The organism is Streptomyces sp. BR123, assembly GCF_013401435.1.
Lineage (GTDB): Bacteria > Actinomycetota > Actinomycetes > Streptomycetales > Streptomycetaceae > Streptomyces.
On sequence record NZ_JACBGN010000106.1, the window covers coordinates 1 to 22797 of the forward strand.

Genomic DNA, 22797 nt, shown 5'->3' on the forward strand with positions numbered 1-22797 from the left:
GGCGGGCTGCGTCGGCCGGGGTGCGCCGGGGCTCTGCCACTCGCCGGGCGGCGGCTGCTCGGCGGACCACTTCTGGCCGCCCGCAGGGGGCCGGGCCCCTGCGCCGCCGTGCTGCGGGCCCTCGCCCTGCTGCTGACCGCCGGGTGCGCCAGGCCGCTCGCCGTCGGACGGGGAGGGTCCGGGCACAGCCCGGCCCGGAGAGTCGTTCATCGTCGCTCCTTCACGTGCACCTGATGGGGCGGGGGCGCTGGTCGGCTGCCATCGTGCCACGTGGGAACGGTGTGCGGACCGGCCGTCCCCCCGATCTGCGCCGGTCCGCGTTCAATTGTCGCCTCAGTCCGGGGCAGACTGGTCGGTGTCCACCCCACGCAGGTTCGAGGGTCGATTTCCAGCCTTTTTGGCTGTGGGACAGCTCACCGCCGGGTAACGATTGGCTAATGGGATGATGTCAAGCATGAAGGGACGCGTCCTTGTCGTCGACGACGACACCGCACTGGCCGAGATGCTCGGCATCGTGTTGCGTGGAGAAGGTTTTGAGCCGTCGTTCGTAGCGGACGGTGACAAGGCACTGGCTGCCTTCCGGGAGGCGAAGCCGGACCTGGTGCTGCTGGACCTCATGCTGCCCGGCAGGGACGGCATAGAGGTGTGCCGGCTGATCCGGGCCGAGTCCGGTGTGCCGATCGTCATGCTCACCGCGAAGAGCGACACCGTGGACGTCGTCGTGGGCCTGGAGTCCGGGGCCGACGACTACATCGTCAAGCCGTTCAAGCCGAAGGAGCTGGTGGCCCGCATCCGGGCCCGCCTGCGCCGGTCGGAAGAGCCCGCCCCCGAGCAGCTCGCCATCGGCGACCTGGTCATCGACGTGGCCGGGCACTCCGTCAAGCGGGACGGCGCCTCCATCGCGCTGACCCCGCTGGAGTTCGACCTGCTGGTCGCGCTCGCCCGCAAGCCCTGGCAGGTCTTCACCCGCGAGGTGCTGCTGGAGCAGGTGTGGGGCTACCGGCACGCCGCGGACACCCGCCTGGTCAACGTGCACGTGCAGCGACTGCGCTCCAAGGTCGAGAAGGACCCGGAGCGCCCCGAGATCGTCGTGACGGTGCGTGGTGTCGGCTACAAGGCAGGACCGAGCTGACGTGAAGCCCGGCAGGCCGCGCGGCGGCTCCCGCTGGGGGGCCCTGCGGGCCGGCCGGCTGCTCCAGGACGGAGCGCCCGGCGGGCCCGTGCTGCGGTTGTTCGTACGACTGGTGCGCCGGCCGCTGCTGCCGGCTGTCCGGCTGTGGCGGCGCAACATCCAGCTCAGGGTGGTCGCCGCGACGATGCTGATGTCGCTGGCCGTGGTGCTGGCGCTCGGCTTCGTCGTGATCGCGCAGGTCAGCAAGGGCCTCCTCGACGCCAAGGAGGAGGCTGCGCAGAGCCAGGCCGCGGGCGGTTTCGCGGTCGCGCAGGAGAAGGCCAACACGCCCGCGACCGTGGACGGGCCCGACGCCACCGACAACAAGGTGGGCCGGGACGCCAGCACCTGGATGAACTCGCTGGTCAAGCAGCTCGCCAGCGGCGGTCAGACCGCGTTCGAGGTGGTCGCCCTCGGTGCCGGCACGGGCAGCGGCTCGGGAACCGGGACGGGACCGACCCCGGGCACCGGCGCGCAGCCGGGCGGGGCCGGTGCGTCGGGCGTCAAGGGTGCCCGCGCCTCCGGCAACGTCGACCCGACCGCGAGCATCCCGCTGCGGCTGCGCAAGGCCGTCGATCACGCCACCGGCACGTTCAAGACGTTCTCGCAGATCAAGTACACCGACGGGGCGGGCGACAAATCGCCCGAGCCCGCCCTGGTCGTGGGCAAGCGGCTCACCGACATCAACGGGGACCCGTACGACCTGTACTACCTCTTCCCGCTGACGCAGGAGGAGGAGTCCCTCAACCTGGTCAAATCGACGATCGCCACCGCCGGGCTGTTCGTCGTCGTGCTGCTCAGCGCCATCGCCTGGCTCGTCGTGCGGCAGATCGTGACCCCGGTGCGGATGGCCGCCGGGATCGCCGAGCGGCTGTCGGCCGGGCGGCTGCAGGAGCGGATGAAGGTCACCGGCGAGGACGACATCGCGCGCCTCGGCGAGGCGTTCAACAAGATGGCGCAAAACCTCCAGGTCAAGATCCAGCAGCTGGAGGACCTGTCGCGGATGCAGCGCCGCTTCGTCTCCGACGTGTCGCACGAGCTGCGCACCCCGCTGACCACCGTCCGTATGGCCGCCGACGTCATCCACGATGCCCGGGTCGACTTCGACCCGGTGACCGCCCGCTCGGCCGAGCTGCTCGCCGGGCAGCTGGACCGCTTCGAGTCGCTGCTGGCCGACCTGCTGGAGATCAGCCGGTTCGACGCGGGTGCCGCGGCCCTGGAGGCCGAGCCCATCGACCTGCGCGACGTGGTCCACCGGGTCGTCGAGGGCGCCGAGCCGCTCGCCGAGCACAAGGGCACCCGGATCCGGGTCCTCGGCGACACCCAGCCGGTGATCGCCGAGGCCGACGCCCGCCGCGTGGAGCGGGTGCTGCGCAACCTCGTCGTCAACGCCGTGGAGCACGGCGAGGGCCGTGACGTGGTGGTGCGGCTCGCGTCCGCGGGCGGGGCCGTCGCCATCGCCGTACGCGACTACGGCGTCGGCCTCAAGCCCGGCGAGGCCACCCGGGTCTTCAACCGCTTCTGGCGTGCGGACCCGGCGCGGGCCCGCACCACCGGCGGCACCGGCCTCGGCCTGTCCATCGCCGTCGAGGACGCCCGGCTGCACGGCGGCTGGCTCCAGGCCTGGGGCGAGCCGGGCGGCGGCTCCCAGTTCCGGCTGACCCTGCCGCGGACCGCCGACGAGCCGCTGCGGGGCTCCCCCATCCCGCTGGAGCCCGAGGACTCGCGGGCCAACCGGGCCAGGGCCGCCGCCGACGCGGCAGCCGCCGCCTCCGGCACCGCCGGCGGCGGCGCGCAGCGCGGCTCCGGCGCGGGCCCGGCCGGCTCCGGGCCGCAGGGCTCCGCAGGCAACCGGGCCCAGGCCCCGGCCCGGCCCGACATCGCGGCGATCCCGCCGCGGTCGCCGGTCGCCGGGGCGCTGCCGGTGCCCGCCGACCCGACCGCCCTGCCGGGGAACGGGGCCCGTGTCGTGGCCCGGCCGGCCGACCAGGCAGCACAGCAGGAGGATGGAGCAGGTGGAAGCTGAGCCCGTACGCGCAGCCGGGGACGGCCGGGGGGCGGCGGCACGGGCGGGTGCCCGGGCCCGTGCCCGGGCGGCCGCGGGCTGCGCCGCCGGCGCGGCCGCGCTGCTGCTCGCCGGCTGTGCCTCGATGCCCGACAGCGGCGAGATCCGCGAGGTGCGGGCCTCGCAGGGCGTCGACTCGCAGGTGCGGGTGTTCGGCGTGCCGCCGGCCGACAAGGCGAGCCCGACGGACATCGTCGACGGCTTCCTGGAGGCCATGACCAGCGACGATCCGCAGCTGCAGACCGCCCGCAAGTACCTCACCGAGGAGGCGGCGAGGAGCTGGAAGCCCGGTGCGGCCGTCACCGTCCTCTCGGGCGGCATCGACCGGTTCTCCGTCCAGGGGGAGAAGGACCCGGCCGGGCCCCGCTTCAAGACCACCGGCACGATGCTCGCCACGGTGGACGAGCGCAGCGCGTACCAGCCGGCCCCGACGGGCGGCCGCTACGAGGAGTTCCTGCAGCTGGTGCAGGAGAACAAGCAGTGGCGGATCGCGACGCCGCCGAAGAGCCTGGTGCTCAGCGAGTCCGACTTCCAGCGCATCTACATGCCCGTCAACAAGTACTACTTCGCCGGCGGCACGCTCGTCGCCGACCCGGTGTACGTGCGCCAGCGCAACGACCCCGACTCGCGGATGGACCCCACGACGCAGACGGTGCAGTCGCTGCTGGCCGGCCCGTCCAAGTGGCTGGGCCCGGTGGCCACTTCGAGCTTCCCGGTCGGCACGGAACTGCGGGAGGGCACCAAGTCCCTCGCGTACGACGGGCAGAACACCCTGCGGGTGCCGCTGAACAAGGCGGCCGACGACGTGGCGCAGCCGCAGTGCCAGAAGATGGCCACTCAGCTGCTCTTCACCGTCAGGGACCTGACGGCGTCCCGGCTGGACCGGGTCGAGGTGCTGCGCGTGGACGGCTCCGCGCTGTGCTCGGTCACCGAGGCGGGCGCGGCGGGCATCGCGCACCGGGTGCCGAGCCCCGACCACCAGTACTACGTCGACGCCGATCTCCGGCTCGTGCGGATGAAGCTCGACGCGAACAGCGAGGACCAGCAGTACCGGGCCGAGCCCGTGCCGGGGCCGCTGAACCCGCCGGGCGCCCCCGCCTTCAAGGTCGGCTCCGCGGCCGTCAGCTACGACGAGAAGCGCGCGGCGGTGGTCTCGGAGGACGGGCGCGGGCTGCACCTGGTGAGCCTGACGACGGCCGGCCCGATGCCGCAGCCGGTGTTCACCGGCAAGAGCGCGAAGCCGAACGGGCTGTCCACGCCGAGCTGGGACGCGGCGGGCGACCTGTGGGTCGCCGACCAGGACCCGCAGAACGCGGCGCTGTACCGGGTGCCCGCGGGCGCCGCCGCCGCGCAGAAGATAGACGTGGCGGGGCTGGACGGCGGGCGGATCACCGCGCTGAAGGCGTCCCCGGACGGGGTGCGGATCGCGCTGCTGGTGCAGAAGGGCAAGGGCAAGCGCCTGTACATCGGGCGGATCGAGCGGCCCGAGGGCGGCCGGGCCGACCAGCCGGGCGCCGTGTCGGTGCGCGAGCTGCGTCCGGCGGCGCCGCAGATGGCGGACGTGACGGCGATGAGCTGGGCGCCGCGGGGCCGGCTGCTGGTGGTGGGCCGGGAGAACGGCGGGGTCGTGCAGGCCCGGTACATGCTGGCGGACGGGTCGATGGTCGCGGCGAGCCTGCCCGGGGCGGCCGGGCTGGTCGCGGTCGCGGCGACGGAGGACGAGCGCAAGCCCGTCGTGGCCGCCTCCGAGGAGGACGGCATCGTGTGGCTGCCGCCGGGGGCGCAGTGGCGCACGGTGGCGGCGGGCGGCCGGACCCCGGTGTACCCGGGCTGACCCCGGCGGCCGGTCGGCTGACCGCAGCGAACGGCAGGCACACCCCGGCCGGGCCTCGGCTCGGCCGGGGTCTTCCGTTGTCCACAGGCGTGGCGGGCTGTGGGGACGGCCGGGCAGAGTGAGGGGATGCGGGGATGGTGGCAGGAGCTCGGCGGGCTGGTGCTGCCGGGGGCCTGCGCCGGCTGCGGGGAGCCGCGCGCGGTGCTGTGCGCTGCCTGCGGGCGGGCGCTGGACGGGGGCGCGGCGGGCCCGGTGCGGCCGTCCCGGGGGCCGCGGGGGCTGCCCCCGGTCTACGGGGCCGCGGTGTACGGGGGCGCCGTGCGGGCCGTCGTGCTCGCGCACAAGGAACGCGGGGCGCTGGGGCTGGCCGGGCCGCTCGGAGCGGCCCTGGCGACGGCGGTCGCCGCGGTCGCGGCGGACACGGCGGACGCGGCCGGAGTCGGGGCGGCCGGCCGCGCGGTGGGACCCGGGGCGGTGGTGGTTCTGGTGCCCGTGCCCTCGACGCCCCGGCAGGTACGGGCGCGCGGGCACGATCCGGTGCGCCGGATGGCGCTGGCGGCGGCGGGGCGGCTGCGGCGGGCCGGTGTGCCCGCGCGGGTGGCCTCCGTGCTGCGCCAGGTGCGGCCGGTGGCCGACCAGGCAGGTCTGGGGGCGCGGGAGCGCAGGGCGAACCTCGCCGGGGCGCTGGCGGTGCGCCGGGGCGGGGCGCGGCCGGCGGCCGGGTCGCGGATCGTACTGGTGGACGACGTGATCACGACAGGGGCCACGCTCGCGGAGGCGGCGCGGGCGCTGCGGGCGGCCGGGGCCGGGCCGGTGGCGGGGGCGGCCGTGGTGGCGGCTCCGCCCGGTTCTTTCGTACGAATCCGGTCGTCTACCCGGACAGAGCAACATTCCTGTGAATAGATTTGGAACTGATGGGGAAGGCGCATCGTTGCAGGTAACGAGAGGGACTGAACACCTGAACGGAGGTACGTTCCGGTAGCGGGTGCCGACAACCGGCATGGAGAGATATGTTCGGTTGTAAGGAACTGGCGACCCTGGGGCTCGCATCGGATCGCACGTGTCGCAGTTGCTGAATCTTCGTGTCAGAGAGTGTCTCTCGACTCCGAAGTCGGTGGGGTGTAGATCTTGCCGATGGGGGAGGAGGAGGTGAAAGTCGCCAAGTCCGAGGCTCCGGTGGACACCGGAGCCTGGTGCGAAAGGGAGACGCTTCGCCTTTGCAGAGGCGGGGCTATCCGGGAACGGAGTTCTGCGTGGACATCGTCGTCAAGGGCCGCAAGACCGAGGTGCCCGAGCGGTTCCGCAAGCACGTTGCGGAGAAGCTCAACGTGGACAAGATCCAGAAGTATGACGGCAAGGTCATCAGCATGGATGTCGAGGTGTCCAAGGAGCACAACCCGCGCCAGGCCGACCGTTCCGACCGTGTCGAGATCACCCTGCGTTCGCGCGGGCCGGTGATCCGAGCCGAGGCCGCAGCAGCCGACGCGTACGCGGCGCTGGATCTGGCGCAGGAAAAGCTCGAGGCCCGACTGCGCAGGCAGCACGACAAGCGTGCCACCCGCCGCGGCAGCGGCAGGCTTTCGGCGGCCGAGGTCGCCGACGCGGTGCCGGACGCCGCGACCCTCAACGGGCACGGAATGCCGGTCTCCGCCGAGGAAGAGGACGCGATTCCCACGACCCGGATCGGGTCGCTGGAGGTACAGGGCGAAGGACCGCTCCTCGTCCGCGAGAAGACGCACTCGGCGTCCCCCATGTCGCTCGACCAGGCTCTGTACGAGATGGAGCTGGTCGGCCACGACTTCTATCTGTTCGTCGATTCCGAGACGAAGATGCCGAGCGTCGTCTACCGGCGTCACGGCTACGACTACGGCGTGATCCACCTCAACTCCGACCAGGCCTCCAGCACCGATGAGCCCGGTCCGGGAGGTGCGGGCGGAGCGCTGGGCGGCTGACGCCGCGTCGGGTTTCCGTGCGGTGCCCCTGCCGGACACGAGGTGTCCGGCAGGGGCATCCCTGTGACCGGATATGCGCCAATGCGCCAGGCGTCCGCCCGGAGGCCCGCGGCGGGCGGCGCGGGCATGGAATCATGGCGGGCAGTCAACCGGCGGGTGCGTCCGCCGGGTTGGCCGGGCAGCTCGGCACATGCAGGGGGAGGAACGATGGCGGACGGTTTCGAGCCGGTGCGCGGGGACGAGGGCGGCGGTGAGCCGATCCGGGTGCTCGTCGTCGACGACCACGCCCTGTTCCGGCGCGGGCTGGAGATCGTCCTCGCGCAGGAGGAGGACATCCAGGTCGTCGGCGAGGCCGGGGACGGCGCGGAGGCGGTGGACAAGGCGGCGGACCTGCTGCCGGACATCGTGCTGATGGACGTGCGGATGCCCCGGCGCGGCGGGATCGAGGCGTGTACGTCGATCAAGGAGGTGGCCCCCTCCGCGAAGATCATCATGCTGACGATCAGCGACGAGGAGGCGGACCTCTACGACGCGATCAAGGCGGGCGCCACCGGATACCTGCTGAAGGAAATCTCCACGGACGAGGTGGCCACGGCGATCCGCGCGGTGGCCGACGGGCAGTCGCAGATCAGCCCCTCGATGGCGTCGAAACTCCTCACCGAGTTCAAATCCATGATCCAGCGGACGGACGAGCGCCGGCTGGTGCCCGCGCCCCGGCTCACCGACCGCGAGGTGGAAGTGCTCAAGCTCGTCGCGACCGGGATGAACAACCGGGACATCGCCAAGGAGCTGTTCATTTCCGAGAACACGGTGAAGAACCACGTCCGCAACATCCTGGAGAAGCTGCAGCTGCACTCCAGGATGGAGGCGGTCGTGTACGCAATGCGGGAGAAGATCCTGGAGATCCGCTAGGACCTCCGGTGCTCAGAGGGCCGCCAGCTCGGCGGTGACCGCCGCCGCCTCCTGCGGGGTCTGCGCGCGCTCCACCCGTACGTCGTCGCAGCCGACCCACTCGGCCGCCTCGCGCAGCGCCGCGGCCATCGCCGGGGCCGCCTTCGGCGAGGCCAGGGACAGCTGCCGGGCCACCAGGGTGCGGCCCTCGCGGGCCGGGTCCACCCGTCCCCGCAGCCTGCCGCCCGTCAGCAGCGGCATCGCGAAGTAGCCGTGCACGCGCTGCGGCTTGGGCACATACGCCTCCAGCTTGTGGCTGAAGCCGAAGATCCGCTCGGTCCGCGGGCGCTCCCAGACCAGGGAGTCGAAGGGAGAGAGCAGGGTGGTGCGGTGCCGGCCGCGCGGGGGAGCGACCAGCGCCTCGGGGTCGGCCCAGGCCGGCTTGGTCCAGCCCTCGACCGCCACGGGCACGAGGCCGGAGTCGGCGATCACCGCGTCGAACTGCTCGCCCTTGATCCGGTGGTAGTCCGCGATGTCCGCGCGGGTGCCCACTCCCAGGGACTTCCCGGCCAGGCCGACCAGGCGGCGCAGGCACTCGGTGTCGTCCAGGTCGTCGTGCAGCAGCGCGTCCGGCACCGCCCGCTCGGCCAGGTCGTAGACCCGCTTCCAGCCGCGCCGCTCGGTGCAGACCACGTCACCGGTGTCGAGCAGCCACTCCACCGCGATCTTGGTCTCGGACCAGTCCCACCACGGGCCGCCGTTCTTGGCGCCCCCCAGCTCGGTGGAGGTGAGCGGGCCGTCGGCCCGCAGCCGGTCCAGGACCAGCGCGCAGGTGCCCTCGCGGTCCTTCATCCGGTGCCAGCGGTAGCCGTGCTCCCGCCGGGCCCGGCGCCGGAAGGCGAAGTGCGGCCATTCCTCGATCGGCAGGATGCAGGCCGCGTGCGACCAGTACTCGAAGGCGTGGCCGTCCGACCAGTACGCCCGCTCGACCGCCTCGCGGCCCACCGCGCCGAGGCGCGCGTACGGGATCAGCTCGTGCGAGCGGGCCAGGACGGAGATCGTGTCGAGCTGGACGGCGCCGAGGTGGCGCAGCACCCCGCGCACGCCGCCGCGCCGGTCGGGAGCCCCGAGGAACCCCTGTGCGCGCAGGGCTATCCGGCGCGCTTCGTCGGCGGACAGGGACACGGCGGCGGCGGTGGCGGTGGTCATGCGCCGAAGCCTAGGCCCCGGCACTGACAGCGGGCCGGTGAGGGCCGTCCGCGCGGTGGCCCCGCGCCCGCCCCTGCGGGCGCGGGGGCGGGCGCCGGACGTCACCGCGGGCCGCTCAGGCCCCGGCGCCGATGTCGGGCCCTCGGTCCGGTGCAGAGAGGTACGGCAGCCGCGACTCCAGGCCCAGGTCCGCGGGGAGCAGCCCGCCCACCCAGCAGTCACGCCAGGTGCCCCGGACCGGCAGGGCGGCTCGCAGTACGCCCTCGACCCGGAACCCGGCCTTCTCCGCGACCGCCCGGGAGCCGGCGTTGCCGACCTCGGCCCGCCACTCCACACGCCCGGCGCCGAGCTCGGTGAAGGCCCAGCGGGAGACCGCCGTCACGGCCTCCGTGGTGTGGCCGCGGCCGCGGTGCTCCTTCGCCGCCCAGTAGCCCACCTCGTACGCGGCCGGTCCGCGCACGTGCAGCCCGACCGCGCCGACGAGGATCCCGGAGTCCGCGCGGCAGACCGCGAAGGAATATTCGGTGTCCTGCCGCCAGCCGGCCGGGGAGATCTCGCCGGTCCAGCCGCGCGCGTGTTCCCGCTCGTACGGCGCGGGGACGGTGGTCCAGCGCTGGATGTCGGGGTCCTGGCACGCCAGGTGGACGGCGTCGGTGTCCTCCGGGGCCCAGGGGCGCAGTACCAGTCGTTGCGTGGGGAGCACGGTGGGTTCCATGACCGAATTCTGCTGGCGTGGCCCCGGCCGGGCGAGCAGTTTTCGCGAAGGGCGGCACTTTCGCCGCCCCCCGTACGTTCTCATTCCGGGCGCATGCCGCCCCGCGGCCATGGCGGACCTCCCGACGTGACCGTGTCCTCGCTTACGATGGCCGGTGCGGTGGGGCCCACCCTCCGTGCCCGCGTACGAACCAGTGCCAGGCCCGACCGGCAAGGAGACAAACCTCGGTGTCCGTCTTCAACAAGCTCATGCGTGCAGGCGAAGGCAAGATCCTGCGCAAACTGCACCGCATCGCGGACCAGGTCAACTCCATCGAAGAGGACTTCGTCAACCTCTCCGACGCCGAGTTGCGTGCGCTCACCGACGAGTACAAGCAGCGCTACCAGGACGGCGAGAGCCTGGACGACATGCTGCCGGAGGCCTTCGCGACCGTCCGCGAGGCCGCCAAGCGCGTCTTGGGCCAGCGGCACTACGACGTCCAGCTGATGGGCGGTGCCGCGCTGCACCTGGGGTACGTGGCCGAGATGAAGACCGGTGAGGGCAAGACCCTCGTCGGCACGCTCCCTGCGTACCTGAACGCGCTGTCCGGCAAGGGCGTGCACCTGATCACGGTGAACGACTACCTGGCCGAGCGCGACTCCGAGATGATGGGCCGCGTCCACAAGTTCCTGGGCCTGAGCGTCGGCTGCATCCTGGCCAACATGACCCCGGCGCAGCGCCGCGAGCAGTACAGCTGCGACATCACCTACGGCACGAACAACGAGTTCGGCTTCGACTACCTGCGCGACAACATGGCGTGGTCGCGGGACGAGCTGGTGCAGCGCGGGCACAACTTCGCCGTGGTCGACGAGGTCGACTCCATCCTGATCGACGAGGCCCGTACCCCGCTGATCATCTCCGGCCCGGCCGACCAGGCCACGAAGTGGTACGGCGACTTCGCCAAGCTGGTCACCCGCCTGACCAAGGGCGAGCCGGGCAACCCGCTGAAGGGCATCGAGGAGACGGGCGACTACGAGGTCGACGAGAAGAAGCGCACCGTCGGCATCCATGAGGCCGGTGTCTCCAAGGTCGAGGACTGGCTCGGCATCGACAACCTCTACGAGTCGGTGAACACGCCGCTCGTCGGCTACCTGAACAACGCCATCAAGGCGAAGGAACTGTTCAAGAAGGACAAGGACTACGTCGTCATCGACGGCGAGGTCATGATCGTCGACGAGCACACCGGCCGTATCCTCGCCGGCCGCCGCTACAACGAGGGCATGCACCAGGCGATCGAGGCGAAGGAAGGGGTGGACATCAAGGACGAGAACCAGACCCTCGCCACGATCACCCTGCAGAACTTCTTCCGCCTCTACACCAAGCTTTCCGGCATGACCGGTACGGCCATGACCGAGGCCGCCGAGTTCCACCAGATCTACAAGCTGGGCGTCGTCCCGATCCCGACGAACCGTCCCATGCAGCGCAAGGACCAGGCGGACCTGATCTACCGCACCGAGGTCGCCAAGTTCGCCGCCGTGGTCGACGACATCGCGGAGAAGCACGAGAAGGGCCAGCCGATCCTCGTCGGCACCACCTCGGTCGAGAAGTCCGAGTACCTCTCGCGGCAGTTGTCCAAGCGCGGCATCCCGCACGAGGTCCTCAACGCCAAGCACCACGAGCGCGAGGCGGTGATCGTCGCCCAGGCGGGCCGTCGCGGCGCCGTGACGGTCGCCACGAACATGGCCGGCCGCGGTACCGACATCAAGCTCGGCGGCAACCCGGACGACCTCGCCGAGGCCGAGCTGCGCCAGCAGGGCCTGGACCCCGAAGAGCACATCGAGGAGTGGGCACACGCCCTGCCCTCCGCGCTGCAGCGCGCGGAGGCGGCCGTGAAGGCCGAGTTCGAGGAGGTCAAGGCGCTCGGCGGGCTGTACGTGCTGGGCACCGAGCGGCACGAGTCGCGCCGCATCGACAACCAGCTGCGCGGCCGCTCCGGCCGTCAGGGCGACCCGGGCGAGTCCCGCTTCTACCTGTCCCTGGGCGATGACCTGATGCGCCTGTTCAAGGCGCAGATGGTCGAGCGCGTGATGTCGATGGCGAACGTGCCGGACGACGTGCCGATCGAGAACAAGATGGTGACGCGCGCGATCGCGTCCGCCCAGTCGCAGGTCGAGACCCAGAACTTCGAGACGCGCAAGAACGTCCTGAAGTACGACGAGGTCCTCAACAGCCAGCGCGAGGTCATCTACGGCGAGCGCCGCCGCGTCCTGGAGGGCGAGGACCTGCAGGAGCAGGTGCGCTACTTCATGGACGACACCATCGACGCGTACATCGCGGCCGAGACGGTCGAGGGCTTCGCCGAGGAGTGGGACCTGGACCGGCTGTGGGGCGCGTTCAAGCAGCTCTACCCGCTCAAGGTCACGATCGAGGAGCTGGAGGACGCGGCGGGCGACCGCGCCGGCATCACCGCCGAGTTCATCGCGGAGTCGGTCAAGGACGACATCTACGAGCAGTACCAGGCCCGCGAGAAGGCGCTCGGCTCCGACATCATGCGCGAGCTGGAGCGGCGCGTGGTGCTGTCGGTGCTGGACCGCAAGTGGCGCGAGCACCTGTACGAGATGGACTACCTCCAGGAGGGCATCGGCCTGCGCGCGATGGCCCAGAAGGACCCGCTGGTCGAGTACCAGCGCGAGGGCTTCGACATGTTCAACGCCATGATGGAGGGCATCAAGGAGGAGTCCGTCGGCTACCTGTTCAACCTGGAGGTCCAGGTCGAGCAGCAGGTCGAGGAGGTCCCGGTGCAGGAGGCCGCCCCGGCGATGGCCCCCGGCCCGCGCCCGGAGATCCGCGCCAAGGGCCTGGACACCCCGCAGCGACCGGACCGGCTGCACTTCTCCGCCCCCACGGTGGACGGCGAGGGCGGCGTGGTCGAGGGCGACTTCGAGGCCGAGGAGGGCGACGGGATGACCCGCGCCGAGCGCCGCAAGGCCCAGAAGGCCGCAGGCGGCCGCCGCCGCAAGAAGTAGCCCCCGCCACTGGCTGAGGCACCCCGCCGGGGGTCGGACACCGAGTGCGTGTCCGGCCCCCGGCGGCGTTTCCGACCGCCGTTCTGTACGGAGTGTCGAACTCCACCCCGCGGTTTTGTACAGGAACGGCCGTTGGGGGACGGGGCGGATGTGGTGCTTGACTGCCGTCATGGAAAAGCGAGTTGAGCGCCGCCGCGAGCGGCCCCAGTTCGAGCTGCGCTGCGGCGGGCTGTACATCGTGGTCGAGCGCGTTCCCGTCTGGCTGGTGGCGCTGGTGGCCACGGCCACCGGTACCGGGGCGGCCTGGTGGACCGGCCTCTAGGCCGCCCTGCCCGCACTGCCGCCCCGCCCCGCGGCGGGGTCAGGGCAGCGGGCCGCGGATTTCGACGGCCGCGCAGCGCCAGCGCAGGTCGGGGCCCTGCTCCAGGCGGAAGGCCATCGCCGAGATGCGGTCGCCGGTGGCGATGCGGGCGAACGCCTCGATCACGCCCGGGCCCGGGTGGAAGCGCCCGCAGCGGCGCAGCACGGGGCGCAGGCGGCTGCGCAGCGGGCCTGCCGGAGCCAGGCCCACCAGCTGGTCGTAGGCCGGGCCGACGGTGAGGCCGAGCAGGGAGTGGACGGGGCGCTGGCCGCTGATCACCGCCAGCAGGCGCTCGGCGAACCAGTCGTGCGGCCCGCGGGAGGTTTGCGGACGGGGCGCCCGCGGTCCCGGCCGGCGCTGGTCACGGCGGCCCGGCGGCCGGGCGGTGCTCCCGGCCGGCCCGGCCGTACCGGCGGCCCTGGCTGCCCCGACCGTCCTGGCCGTCTTCGCCGCCGCGTCGGGCCTCGCCGTCCCGGCCAGCCCCGTCGGTCCGGTTGTCCCCGCCGGTCCGGCGGTCCTCGTCGCCGCGGTCGGGCTCGTCGTCCCTGCGGGCCCGGGCGTCCCGGCCGCCCGGGGCGTCCGGGGCGTCCCGGGCATCCCGGGCGTGCTGGAGGGCCTCGTCGTCCCGGTGGGCCTTGCCCGGCCGGTGGTCCTGGTGGGGCCGGTGGTCGTCGGGCCGATCGGCCTTGCGGGGCCGGTGGTCTTCGTCGGTCCGGTGGTCCGGGCGGGCCCGGTCGTGCTCCTCGTGGTGCTGCTTGTCCTGGTGGTCATGCGGTCGTCCCCCACGTGTGCGGCCCCGGCGGTACCGGGCGGTAACTTCGTCGGGGATCTTCTACGGCCGGCCGACACGCTCCGCAACGGAGCCGGGGCGGCCCGGCGGGCCCCGCGCTGCTTCACCTATCCGGGTGGCCCACGCCCCGTACGGCGGCCGCTCGGGGACCGCAGGACGCCCCGCCGTGGACGCGCCCCGGCGCCGCCCGTGCAGCCCGAAGGGGGACGGGCGCCGTCACCGCACGCAGTCTTCCGCCGCCGCTGTGCCACCGTCGTATCCTGAGGGCGTTTCCGACTACCGAAAGCAGCCGGCCATGCGCGTGTACGTCCCCCTGACCCTCCCCGGGCTCGCCGAGGTGCAGCAGGCGGGTGAGCTGGGCGGCGCCTCCCTGCGCGCGTACGCCGTCACGCCGGGCCTGCGCGAGTGGTACGTGTCGGACGACATCGAGGAGCTGGAGTACGCCGCCCTCGGCCGGGCCGCCGCCGCCTCCCTGCGGATGCTCGCCGAGGACCCCGAGGCCCCCCGCAAGCGCGTCGTCGTCGCCTTCGACGTGGCCGACAAGGCCGTGACCGCCGTCCCCGGGATCGACGAGGCCTCCCTCGGGCAGGTCGCCGTCGCCGGCCCGGTCCGGCTGGCCGCGGCCGCCGCCGTGCACGCGGACGCGGACGACGCCGTCAAGGACGTCGAGGCGGCCGCCGCGGCCGTCGGGGCCGCCGACGCCGGGGACGACGACGCCCGGTTCACCGTCGACGGCGCTGATGACCACGAGCTGCTGTGGTTCGGCGTGCAGGAGATCCCGGGGCTGCTGGCATGAGCGGCGGCAGCCGGTGGCACATCGTCTGGGACTGGAACGGCACGCTGCTCCACGACATCGACGCCGTGATCACGGCGACGAACGCCTCCTTCGCCGAGTTCGGCTTCGAGCCGATCACGCTGGAGCGCTACCGTGAGCTCTACGTCGTACCGGTGCCCAAGTTCTACGAGCGGCTCATGGGCCGGCTGCCCACCGACGCCGAGTGGGCCGTCATGGACGAGGCGTTCCACCGCCACTACTGGGTCGCCGCCGAGGAGGCCGGGCTCGCCGAGGGGGCTCGGGAGCTGCTGCACGACTGGCAGGCCGACGGGCTCACCCAGTCCCTGCTGTCGCTGGCGCCCCACGACCGGCTCGTACCGCTGGTGCGGGCGTACGGCATCGACCGGCACTTCCTGCGCGTCGACGGCCGCACCGGCCCCTCGCACAGCTCAAAGGCGAGCCACCTGGTCCGGCACATGGCGGCCCTGGAGGCCGGCGGGGTGAGTCCCGGGCGCACGGTCCTCATCGGGGACGCGGTCGACGACGCCGCGGCCGCCGCACACGTGGGCGCGCGGGCCGTCCTCTACACGGGTGGTTCGCACAGCCGCAGCAGTCTGGAATCGGCCGGTGTGCCGGTCGTGGACAGCCTGGCAGAGGCCGTAGCCACTGCTCGCGAGCTGGCCGAATAAGCACTGGCACGCGCGGTGGTCCGCGTCACTGCGCACATCGTCAAACTTCCGGACTTGCTTTTGTACAGATTCGGACCGTGACGCGGTGGGGGGAGGGCGAGATAGCCTGGTACCCGTGATCAGCGCGATAGTCCGCGGGGGCACTGACGCCCCCGGCCTGCGCCCGGCGCACGACCGTGCCCGGGCCTTCGCTGATCCCCGCTGCCGGGACGCCTGGCCGATTCCGGCCGTTTCCCTCCCGGTCGGCTCTCACGACGACATAGCGTCGGTTCCGGACGGACTACCCGCTGCGCGGCGCTACGTCATACCTTCCTTCACCTACGTCACGCAATGGCGCGCGACAGGAGCCAGAGGACATGCAGACCAAGCTGGACGAAGCAAAGGCCGAGCTGCTCGCGCGGGCGGCCCGGGTAGCTGAGCACAGCCCGGCCGGGGGACTCCTTCCGACCGGTGCCGAGCAGAAAGAGCGGCCCGACCGGGACACGACGCTCGCCTATCTCCAGCGCTACTACCTGCACACCGCCCCCGAGGACATCGTCAGCCGGGACCCCGTCGACGTGTTCGGGGCGGCGCTGTCGCACTACCGGCTCGCCGAGAACCGGCCGCAGGGCACCGCGAACGTCCGCGTGCACACCCCGACCGTCGAGGAGAACGGCTGGACCTCCAGCCACTCCGTCGTCGAGGTCGTCACCGACGACATGCCCTTCCTCGTGGACTCCGTGACGAACGAGCTGTCCCGCCAGGGCCGCGGCATCCACGTCGTGATCCACCCCCAGGTCGTCGTCCGCCGCGACGTCGCCGGCAAGCTGATCGAGATCCTCGGCCCCGACTGCGACGCGCACGGCCCGCAGACCGCGCGCCCCCACGACTCCCTCGTCGAGTCCTGGATCCACGTCGAGATCGACCGCGAGACCGACCGCGCCGACCTCAAGCAGATCACCGCCGACCTGCTGCGCGTCCTGTCCGACGTCCGCGAGGCCGTCGAAGACTGGGAGAAGATGCGCGAAGCCGCGCTGCGCATCGCCGACGGGCTCGTGGACGAGCCGACCGCCGCAGACCTCCACGAGTACGAGCTCGAAGAGGCCCGCGAGCTGCTGCGCTGGCTCTCCGACGACCACTTCACCTTCCTCGGCTACCGCGAGTACAACCTCGTCGACGGCGACGCCCTCGCCGCCGTGCCCGGCACCGGCCTCGGCATCCTGCGCTCCGACCCGCACCACAGCGGCAAGGACGACGCCCACGCCGTCTCGCCGTCCTTCAACCGGCTGCCGGCCGACGCCCGCGCCAAGGCCCGCGAGCACCGCCTGCTGGTGCTGACCAAGGCCAACAGCCGCGCCACCGTCCACCGGCCCTCGTACCTCGACTACATCGGTGTGAAGAAGTTCGACGCCGACGGCAACGTCATCGGCGAGCGCCGTTTCCTCGGCCTGTTCTCCTCCGCCGCGTACACCGAGTCCGTACGCCGCGTCCCGGTCATCCGCCGCAAGGTCGCCGAGGTGCTGGAGGCCGCCGGCTTCTCGCCGAGCAGCCACGACGGCCGCGACCTGCTCCAGATCCTGGAGACCTACCCCCGCGACGAGCTGTTCCAGACCCCCGTCGACAAGCTCTGCGAGATCGCCACCTCCGTCCTGTACCTGCAGGAGCGCCGCCGGCTGCGGCTGTACCTGCGCCAGGACGAGTACGGCCGCTACTACTCGGCCCTCGTCTACCTGCCGCGCGACCGGTTCACCACCGGCGTCCGGCTGCGCCTGATGGACATCCTCAAGGAGGAGCTCGGCGGCACCAGCGTCGACTTCACCGCCTGGAACACCGAGTCGATCCTCTCCCGCATCCACTTCGTCGTCCGCGTCCCGCAGGGCACCGAGCTGCCCGCGCTGACCGACGCCGACGTCGAGCGCCTCGAGGGCCGCCTCGTGGAGGCCGCCCGCTCCTGGTCCGACGGCTTCGGCGAGGCCCTGGTCGCCGAGCTCGGCGAGGAGCGCGCCGCCGAACTGCTGCGCAAGTACAGCGGCTCCTTCCCCGAGGGCTACAAGGCCGACCACACGCCGCGCATGGCGGTCTCCGACCTGATCCACCTGGAGCGGCTCTCCGCCAGCGACAGCGAGTTCGCGCTGTCCCTGTACGAGCCGGTCGGCGCGGGCCCCGGCGAGCGCCGGTTCAAGATCTACCGCACCGGTGAGCAGGTCTCGCTGTCCGCGGTCCTGCCGGTGCTCCAGCGCCTCGGCGTCGAGGTCACCGACGAGCGCCCGTACGAGCTGCGCCGCAGCGACCGCACCAGCGCGTGGATCTACGACTTCGGCCTGCGCATGCCCGTCGCCGGCAACGGCGAAAGCTACCTCGGCGACGACGCCCGCGAGCGCTTCCAGGACGCCTTCGCCGCCGTGTGGCGGGGCGAGGCCGAGAACGACAACTTCAACACCCTGGTCCTGAGCGCCAAGCTCACCTGGCGGCAGGCCGTCGTCCTGCGCGCGTACGCCAAGTACCTGCGCCAGGCCGGCTCCACCTTCAGCCAGGACTACATGGAGGACACCCTCCGCAACAACGTCCACATCACCCGGCTGCTCATCTCGCTGTTCGAGGCGCGGATGTCGCCCGGCCGCCAGTCCGCCGGCACCGAGCTGATCGACGCGATGCTGGAGGAGCTGGACGGGGCCCTGGACCAGGTCGCCTCGCTCGACGAGGACCGGATCCTGCGGTCCTTCCTCACCCTGATCAAGGCGACCCTGCGGACCAACTTCTTCCAGCTCGACGCCCAGGGCGAGCAGCACTCCTACGTGTCGATGAAGTTCGACCCGCAGGCCATCCCGGAGCTGCCGGCGCCCCGCCCGGCCTTCGAGATCTGGGTGTACTCGCCGCGCGTCGAGGGCGTCCACCTGCGCTTCGGCAAGGTCGCCCGAGGCGGCCTGCGCTGGTCCGACCGCCGCGAGGACTTCCGTACGGAGATCCTCGGCCTGGTCAAGGCGCAGATGGTGAAGAACACCGTCATCGTGCCGGTCGGCGCCAAGGGCGGCTTCGTCGCCAAGAACCTGCCGGACCCGTCGGTGGACCGCGACGCCTGGCTCGCCGAGGGCGTCGCCGCGTACAAGATCTTCATCTCGGCGCTGCTCGACATCACCGACAACATGGTCGGCGGCGAGGTCGTGCCGCCCAAGGGCGTCGTCCGCCACGACGAGGACGACACCTACCTCGTCGTCGCCGCCGACAAGGGCACCGCGACCTTCTCCGACATCGCCAACGGCGTCGCGGAGTCGTACGGCTTCTGGCTGGGCGACGCCTTCGCCTCCGGCGGCTCGGCCGGCTACGACCACAAGGGCATGGGCATCACCGCCCGCGGCGCCTGGGAGTCGGTCAAGCGGCACTTCCGCGAGCTCGGCCACGACACCCAGACGCAGGACTTCACCGTCGTCGGCGTCGGCGACATGTCCGGGGACGTCTTCGGCAACGGCATGCTGCTCTCCGAGCACATCCGCCTCGTCGCCGCCTTCGACCACCGGCACATCTTCATCGACCCGACCCCGGACGCGGCCGTCTCGTACGCCGAGCGCCGGCGCCTGTTCGAGCTGCCGCGCTCCTCCTGGGCGGACTACAACCCGGAGCTGCTGTCCGCGGGCGGCGGCATCCACCCGCGCAGCGCGAAGTCCATCCCGGTCAACGCCCACATCCGCGAGGCCCTCGGCATCGAGGCGGGCGTCACCAAGATGACCCCGGCCGAGCTGATGCAGGCCGTCCTGCACGCCCCCGTGGACCTGCTGTGGAACGGCGGCATCGGCACGTACGTCAAGGCCACCTCCGAGACGCACGCCGAGGTCGGCGACAAGGCCAACGACGCCATCCGCGTCAACGGCGCGGACGTCCGGGCCAAGGTCATCGGCGAGGGCGGCAACCTGGGCCTGACCCAGCTCGGCCGCATCGAGTTCGCCCGGACCGGCGCGGGCGGCGAGGGCGGCAAGGTCAACACCGACGCCATCGACAACAGCGCGGGCGTCGACACCTCCGACCACGAGGTGAACATCAAGATCCTGCTGAACGCGGTCGTCGCCGACGGCGACATGACCGTCAAGCAGCGCAACGCCCTGCTTGCGGAGATGACCGACGAGGTCGGCCGCCTGGTGCTGCGCAACAACTACGCGCAGAACACCGCCCTGGCGAACGGCGCCGCCCAGGCCCACAGCCTGCTCCACGCCCAGCAGCGCTTCATGCGCCGCCTGGAGCAGGCCGGACAGCTGAACCGGGAACTGGAGTTCCTGCCCACCGACCGGCAGATCCGCGAGCTGCTGAGCGGCGGCACCGGCCTGACCCAGCCGGAGCTGGCCGTCCTGCTGGCCTACACCAAGATCACGGTGGCGGACGAGCTCATCGCCACCGCGCTGCCGGACGACCCGTACCTGCGCCGCCTGCTGGACGCGTACTTCCCGGCCGCGCTGCGCGCGAAGTTCCCGGAGCAGATCGCCTCCCACGCCCTGCGCCGCGAGATCATCACCACGCTGCTGGTCAACGACACCGTCAACACCGGCGGTTCGACCTTCCTGCACCGGCTGCGCGAGGAGACCGGCGCCTCCACCGAGGAGATCGTGCGGGCGCAGCTCTCGGCCCGTGAGATCTTCGGCCTGGCCGAGGTGTGGGACGCGGTCGAGGCCCTGGACAACAAGGTCCCGGCCGACGTCCAGACCCGGGTGCGCCTGCACTCGCGGCGCCTGGTCGAGCGCGGTACGCGCTGGCTGCTGAACAACCGGCCGCAGCCGCTGCAGATCACCGAGACGATCGGGCTGTTCGCCGAGCGGGTCGCCCAGGTCTGGGCCGAGCTGCCGAAGCTGGTGCGCGGCGCGGACCTGGAGTGGTACCAGCTCGTCCTGGACGAGCTGACCGGCGAGGGTGTGCCGGAGGAGCTGGCGGCGAAGGTCGCCGGCTTCTCCTCGGCCTTCCCGACGCTCGACATCGTCGCGATCTCGGACCGGACCGGTGTGGACCCGCTGGGTGTCGCCGAGGTGTACTACGACCTGGCCGACCGCCTGGACATCACCCAGCTGATGGACCGGATCATCGAGCTGCCGCGGGCCGACCGCTGGCAGTCCATGGCCCGCGCCTCCATCCGCGAGGACCTGTTCGCGGCGCACGCGGCGCTGACCGCCGACGTGCTGGCGGCCGGCGAGACCGGCGCGTCGCCCGAGGAGCGCTTCAAGGCCTGGGAGGACAAGAACGCGGCGATCATCGCCCGCGCCCGGACCACCCTGGACGAGATCCGCGGCTCGGACGACTTCGACCTCGCGAACCTGTCGGTCGCGATGCGGACGATGCGGTCGCTGCTGCGCGCGCACGGCTGAAACCGGAAACTGACGCCCCTTCGGGGGCATGAGTGAACGAGCGGCCCGGAAGCATGACTTCCGGGCCGCTCGTCGCGTATCCCGGCACCGGCCACCGGCCACCGGGTCGGGCCGCGATCGCGACGACACGGGTAGCAGGGACAGCAGCGCGCATCGATCGGCATCAGGTGGGCGAGGCCGCGGTCTCCGCCGCCGCGGGTCAGCCGCCGGAGTGGGCCTCGTACGCGGCGCAGACCTCCTCGGCGGGGCCGTCCATCCGCAGGACGCCCGCCTCCAGCCAGATGGCGCGGTCGCAGGTCTCGCGGACGGTGCCGATGCCGTGGCTGACGAGGAAGACGGTGCCGGCCCGGGCGCGCAGCTCCTCGATGCGCTTCTGGCTGCGCCGCTGGAAGGCGGCGTCGCCGGTGGCCAGGGCCTCGTCGATCATCAGCACATCGTGGTCTTTGGCCGCGGCGATGGAGAAGCGCAGCCGGGCGCCCATGCCGGAGGAGTACGTGCGCATGGGCAGGGAGACGAAGTCGCCCTTCTCGTTGACGCCGGAGAAGTCGACGATGTCCTGGTAGCGCTCGTGGACCTGCTGCCGGGACATGCCCATGGCGAGGCCGCCGAGGATGACGTTGCGCTCGCCGGTGAGGTCGTTCATCAGGGCGGCGTTGACGCCGAGCAGCGACGGCTGGCCGTGGGAGTAGACGGTGCCGCGGGCGACGGGCTGGAGTCCGGCGATCGCCTTGAGCAGGGTGGACTTGCCCGAGCCGTTGGAGCCGATCAGACCGATGGCCTCGCCCCGGTAGGAGGTGAAGCTGACGCCCTTGACGGCGTGCACCTCGCGGACGCCCGGGTCGGCCCGGCGGGAGAGCAGCCTGCCGAGGGCGGCGGTGGCGCCGCCCTTGCGGGCTCCGGCGTTCACCTTGTACACGACGTGGACGTCGTCGGCGATGACGGTGGGGACGCGGTCAGCCACGGCCGTACTCCTCTTCTGCCTTCCAGAACCAGACGAACCCGCCGACGCCGGCGAGCAGGGCCCAGCCGACGGCGATCGCCCACGCGTGGGGCGGCAGCGCGTCGAAGCTGTCGATGAGGGCGTAGCGCATCAGGTCGATGTAGACGGCCGCGGGGTTCAGCTTCAGGGCGAGGGCGGCCCAGTGCGGCAGGTTGCCCTGGTGGAGCATCTGCTCGATGGACCACATGACGCCCGAGGAGTACATCCAGGTGCGCAGCACGAACGGCATCAGCTGGCTGACGTCCGGGGTCCTGGCGCCGATCCGGGCCATGGCCATGGCGCAGCCGGCGCAGAAGACGGCCGCCAGTGCCAGGACGGGCAAGGTCAGCAGCCAGGCCGGGCGGGGCGTCTGGCCGAAGGCGAGCAGCAGGACGACGAGCGCGCCCATCGTCACCAGCAGCTGCTGGAACAGCTGGAGGACGGAGGCCAGCGGCAGGCTGGCGCGGGGGAAGTGCAGGGCGCGGACCAGGCCCAGGTTGGCGTGCACGGCGCGGGTGCCGGTGTTGATCGAGTTGCCGATGAAGTCCCAGACGAAGACGCCGGTCAGCAGGAACGGGAGGTAGTCGGGCACGCCGTGACCGGCGTTCATGACGACGCCGAAGACGAAGTAGTAGACGGCCGCATTGAGCACGGGGGTCGCCAGGTGCCAGACCTGGCCCAGCTTCGCGGTGCTGTACGTGGCCTGCATCCGGGCGGTGGCGTACGCGGTGACGAAGTGGCGTCGGCCCCAGAGCTGGCGTACGTACTCCGGCAGCGGGGGGCGGGCGCCGCTGACCGTCAGGCCGTGGGCGGCGGCCAGCTCCGCGGGGCTCGCGTCGGCCGGGACGGCCGGGGCGGGTGAGGTCACGGTCACGGGGGTCGCTTTCGACGGGGCCAGGACGTGAGGGACGACGGGACGGATCCGTATCGTCGCTACGGCGAGGCTAGGGCGCGCCAGGGCGGAACGCAACCGTATCGTCGTGACGGGCTGGTGGCGGCCTGCCCGGCTATGCTCTGTCCATGACCACGGACTCCGCCGC

Annotated in this window: 16 protein-coding genes and 2 pseudogenes; 12 read left to right on the plus strand and 6 right to left on the minus strand. The window is 72.2% G+C overall.

The genetic code is table 11. The features are described 5' to 3' along the window. Window positions 1–210: pseudogene (locus tag HYE82_RS37285) on the minus strand (hypothetical protein); the annotation flags it as partial. 232 nt (window positions 211–442) lie between these two features. Here HYE82_RS37285 and mtrA point away from each other — a divergent pair. The 6 genes and pseudogenes from mtrA to HYE82_RS18095 form a co-directional block, all read left to right on the plus strand. Then, on the plus strand, window positions 443–1132 hold the full coding sequence (gene mtrA, locus HYE82_RS18070) for a two-component system response regulator MtrA (protein WP_189973359.1): 690 nt from the start codon (window positions 443–445) through the stop codon (window positions 1130–1132). Window position 1133: 1 nt separating this feature from the next. Continuing rightward, entirely contained in the window at window positions 1134–3197 is a 2064-nt protein-coding gene (mtrB, locus tag HYE82_RS18075; protein ID WP_309144362.1) for an MtrAB system histidine kinase MtrB, read from the plus strand. Then, the gene (locus HYE82_RS18080) at window positions 3187–5070 is read left to right on the plus strand and encodes an LpqB family beta-propeller domain-containing protein (RefSeq protein ID WP_309144363.1); all 1884 of its coding nucleotides are present in this window, start codon (window positions 3187–3189) and stop codon (window positions 5068–5070) included. The genes mtrB and HYE82_RS18080 overlap by 11 nt, the downstream gene beginning before the upstream one ends. Window positions 5071–5196: 126 nt before the next feature. Next, a complete protein-coding gene (locus HYE82_RS18085) occupies window positions 5197–5973 on the plus strand; it encodes a ComF family protein (protein WP_179175122.1) in 777 nt (258 codons plus the stop codon). Between the two features lie 290 nt (window positions 5974–6263). Continuing rightward, entirely contained in the window at window positions 6264–7022 is a 759-nt protein-coding gene (raiA, locus tag HYE82_RS18090) for a ribosome-associated translation inhibitor RaiA (protein ID WP_179175123.1), read from the plus strand. A 252-nt stretch (window positions 7023–7274) separates the two neighbouring features. Then, window positions 7275–7934 (plus strand): annotated as a pseudogene (locus HYE82_RS18095) (response regulator); the annotation flags it as partial. 12 nt (window positions 7935–7946) lie between these two features. Here the strand turns inward: HYE82_RS18095 and HYE82_RS18100 are convergent. Together HYE82_RS18100 and HYE82_RS18105 are read right to left on the minus strand one after the other, a co-directional pair. Then, window positions 7947–9122, minus strand: coding sequence for a winged helix-turn-helix domain-containing protein (locus tag HYE82_RS18100; protein WP_179175125.1), 1176 nt, complete (start codon window positions 9120–9122; stop codon window positions 7947–7949). A 115-nt stretch (window positions 9123–9237) separates the two neighbouring features. After that, window positions 9238–9837 carry a GNAT family N-acetyltransferase gene (locus HYE82_RS18105; RefSeq protein WP_179175126.1) on the minus strand — a complete coding sequence of 200 codons (600 nt, stop codon included), beginning with the start codon at window positions 9835–9837 and terminating at the stop codon, window positions 9238–9240. 227 nt (window positions 9838–10064) lie between these two features. Here HYE82_RS18105 and secA point away from each other — a divergent pair, with 227 nt between their 5' ends. Further along, window positions 10065–12842: a preprotein translocase subunit SecA gene (gene secA / locus HYE82_RS18110; RefSeq protein WP_179175127.1), complete on the plus strand. Its 2778-nt coding sequence runs from the start codon at window positions 10065–10067 to the stop codon at window positions 12840–12842. Between the two features lie 169 nt (window positions 12843–13011). Then, the gene (locus tag HYE82_RS18115; RefSeq protein ID WP_179175128.1) at window positions 13012–13164 is read left to right on the plus strand and encodes a hypothetical protein; all 153 of its coding nucleotides are present in this window, start codon (window positions 13012–13014) and stop codon (window positions 13162–13164) included. Window positions 13165–13203: 39 nt separating this feature from the next. Here HYE82_RS18115 and HYE82_RS39295 read toward each other — a convergent pair whose 3' ends face one another. Next, the gene (locus HYE82_RS39295) at window positions 13204–13683 is read right to left on the minus strand and encodes an Rv3235 family protein (RefSeq protein ID WP_256987373.1); all 480 of its coding nucleotides are present in this window, start codon (window positions 13681–13683) and stop codon (window positions 13204–13206) included. Here HYE82_RS39295 and HYE82_RS39300 point away from each other — a divergent pair. The 4 genes from HYE82_RS39300 (at window position 13589) to HYE82_RS18140 (ending at window position 20778) form a co-directional block, all read left to right on the plus strand. Continuing rightward, the gene (locus HYE82_RS39300; protein ID WP_179175130.1) at window positions 13589–14257 is read left to right on the plus strand and encodes a hypothetical protein; all 669 of its coding nucleotides are present in this window, start codon (window positions 13589–13591) and stop codon (window positions 14255–14257) included. The two genes, HYE82_RS39295 and HYE82_RS39300, sit on opposite strands and share 95 nt — an antisense overlap. A gap of 31 nt (window positions 14258–14288) precedes the next feature. Then, window positions 14289–14789 (plus strand): hypothetical protein, encoded by a 501-nt coding sequence (locus tag HYE82_RS18130; protein ID WP_179175131.1) that lies wholly within the window; start codon window positions 14289–14291, stop codon window positions 14787–14789. Next, window positions 14786–15457: an HAD family hydrolase gene (locus HYE82_RS18135; protein WP_179175132.1), complete on the plus strand. Its 672-nt coding sequence runs from the start codon at window positions 14786–14788 to the stop codon at window positions 15455–15457. Before HYE82_RS18130 ends, HYE82_RS18135 begins: the two co-directional genes overlap by 4 nt. Window positions 15458–15813: 356 nt before the next feature. Further along, complete coding sequence (locus tag HYE82_RS18140; protein ID WP_179175133.1) at window positions 15814–20778, plus strand: NAD-glutamate dehydrogenase; 4965 nt, start codon at window positions 15814–15816, stop codon at window positions 20776–20778. Between the two features lie 199 nt (window positions 20779–20977). Here the strand turns inward: HYE82_RS18140 and HYE82_RS18145 are convergent, their stop codons facing one another. Together HYE82_RS18145 and HYE82_RS18150 are read right to left on the minus strand one after the other, a co-directional pair. After that, on the minus strand, window positions 20978–21739 hold the full coding sequence (locus HYE82_RS18145; RefSeq protein ID WP_179175134.1) for an ABC transporter ATP-binding protein: 762 nt from the start codon (window positions 21737–21739) through the stop codon (window positions 20978–20980). After that, complete coding sequence (locus HYE82_RS18150; protein ID WP_179175135.1) at window positions 21732–22625, minus strand: ABC transporter permease; 894 nt, start codon at window positions 22623–22625, stop codon at window positions 21732–21734. The genes HYE82_RS18145 and HYE82_RS18150 overlap by 8 nt, the downstream gene beginning before the upstream one ends. Window positions 22626–22797 lie beyond the last annotated feature (172 nt).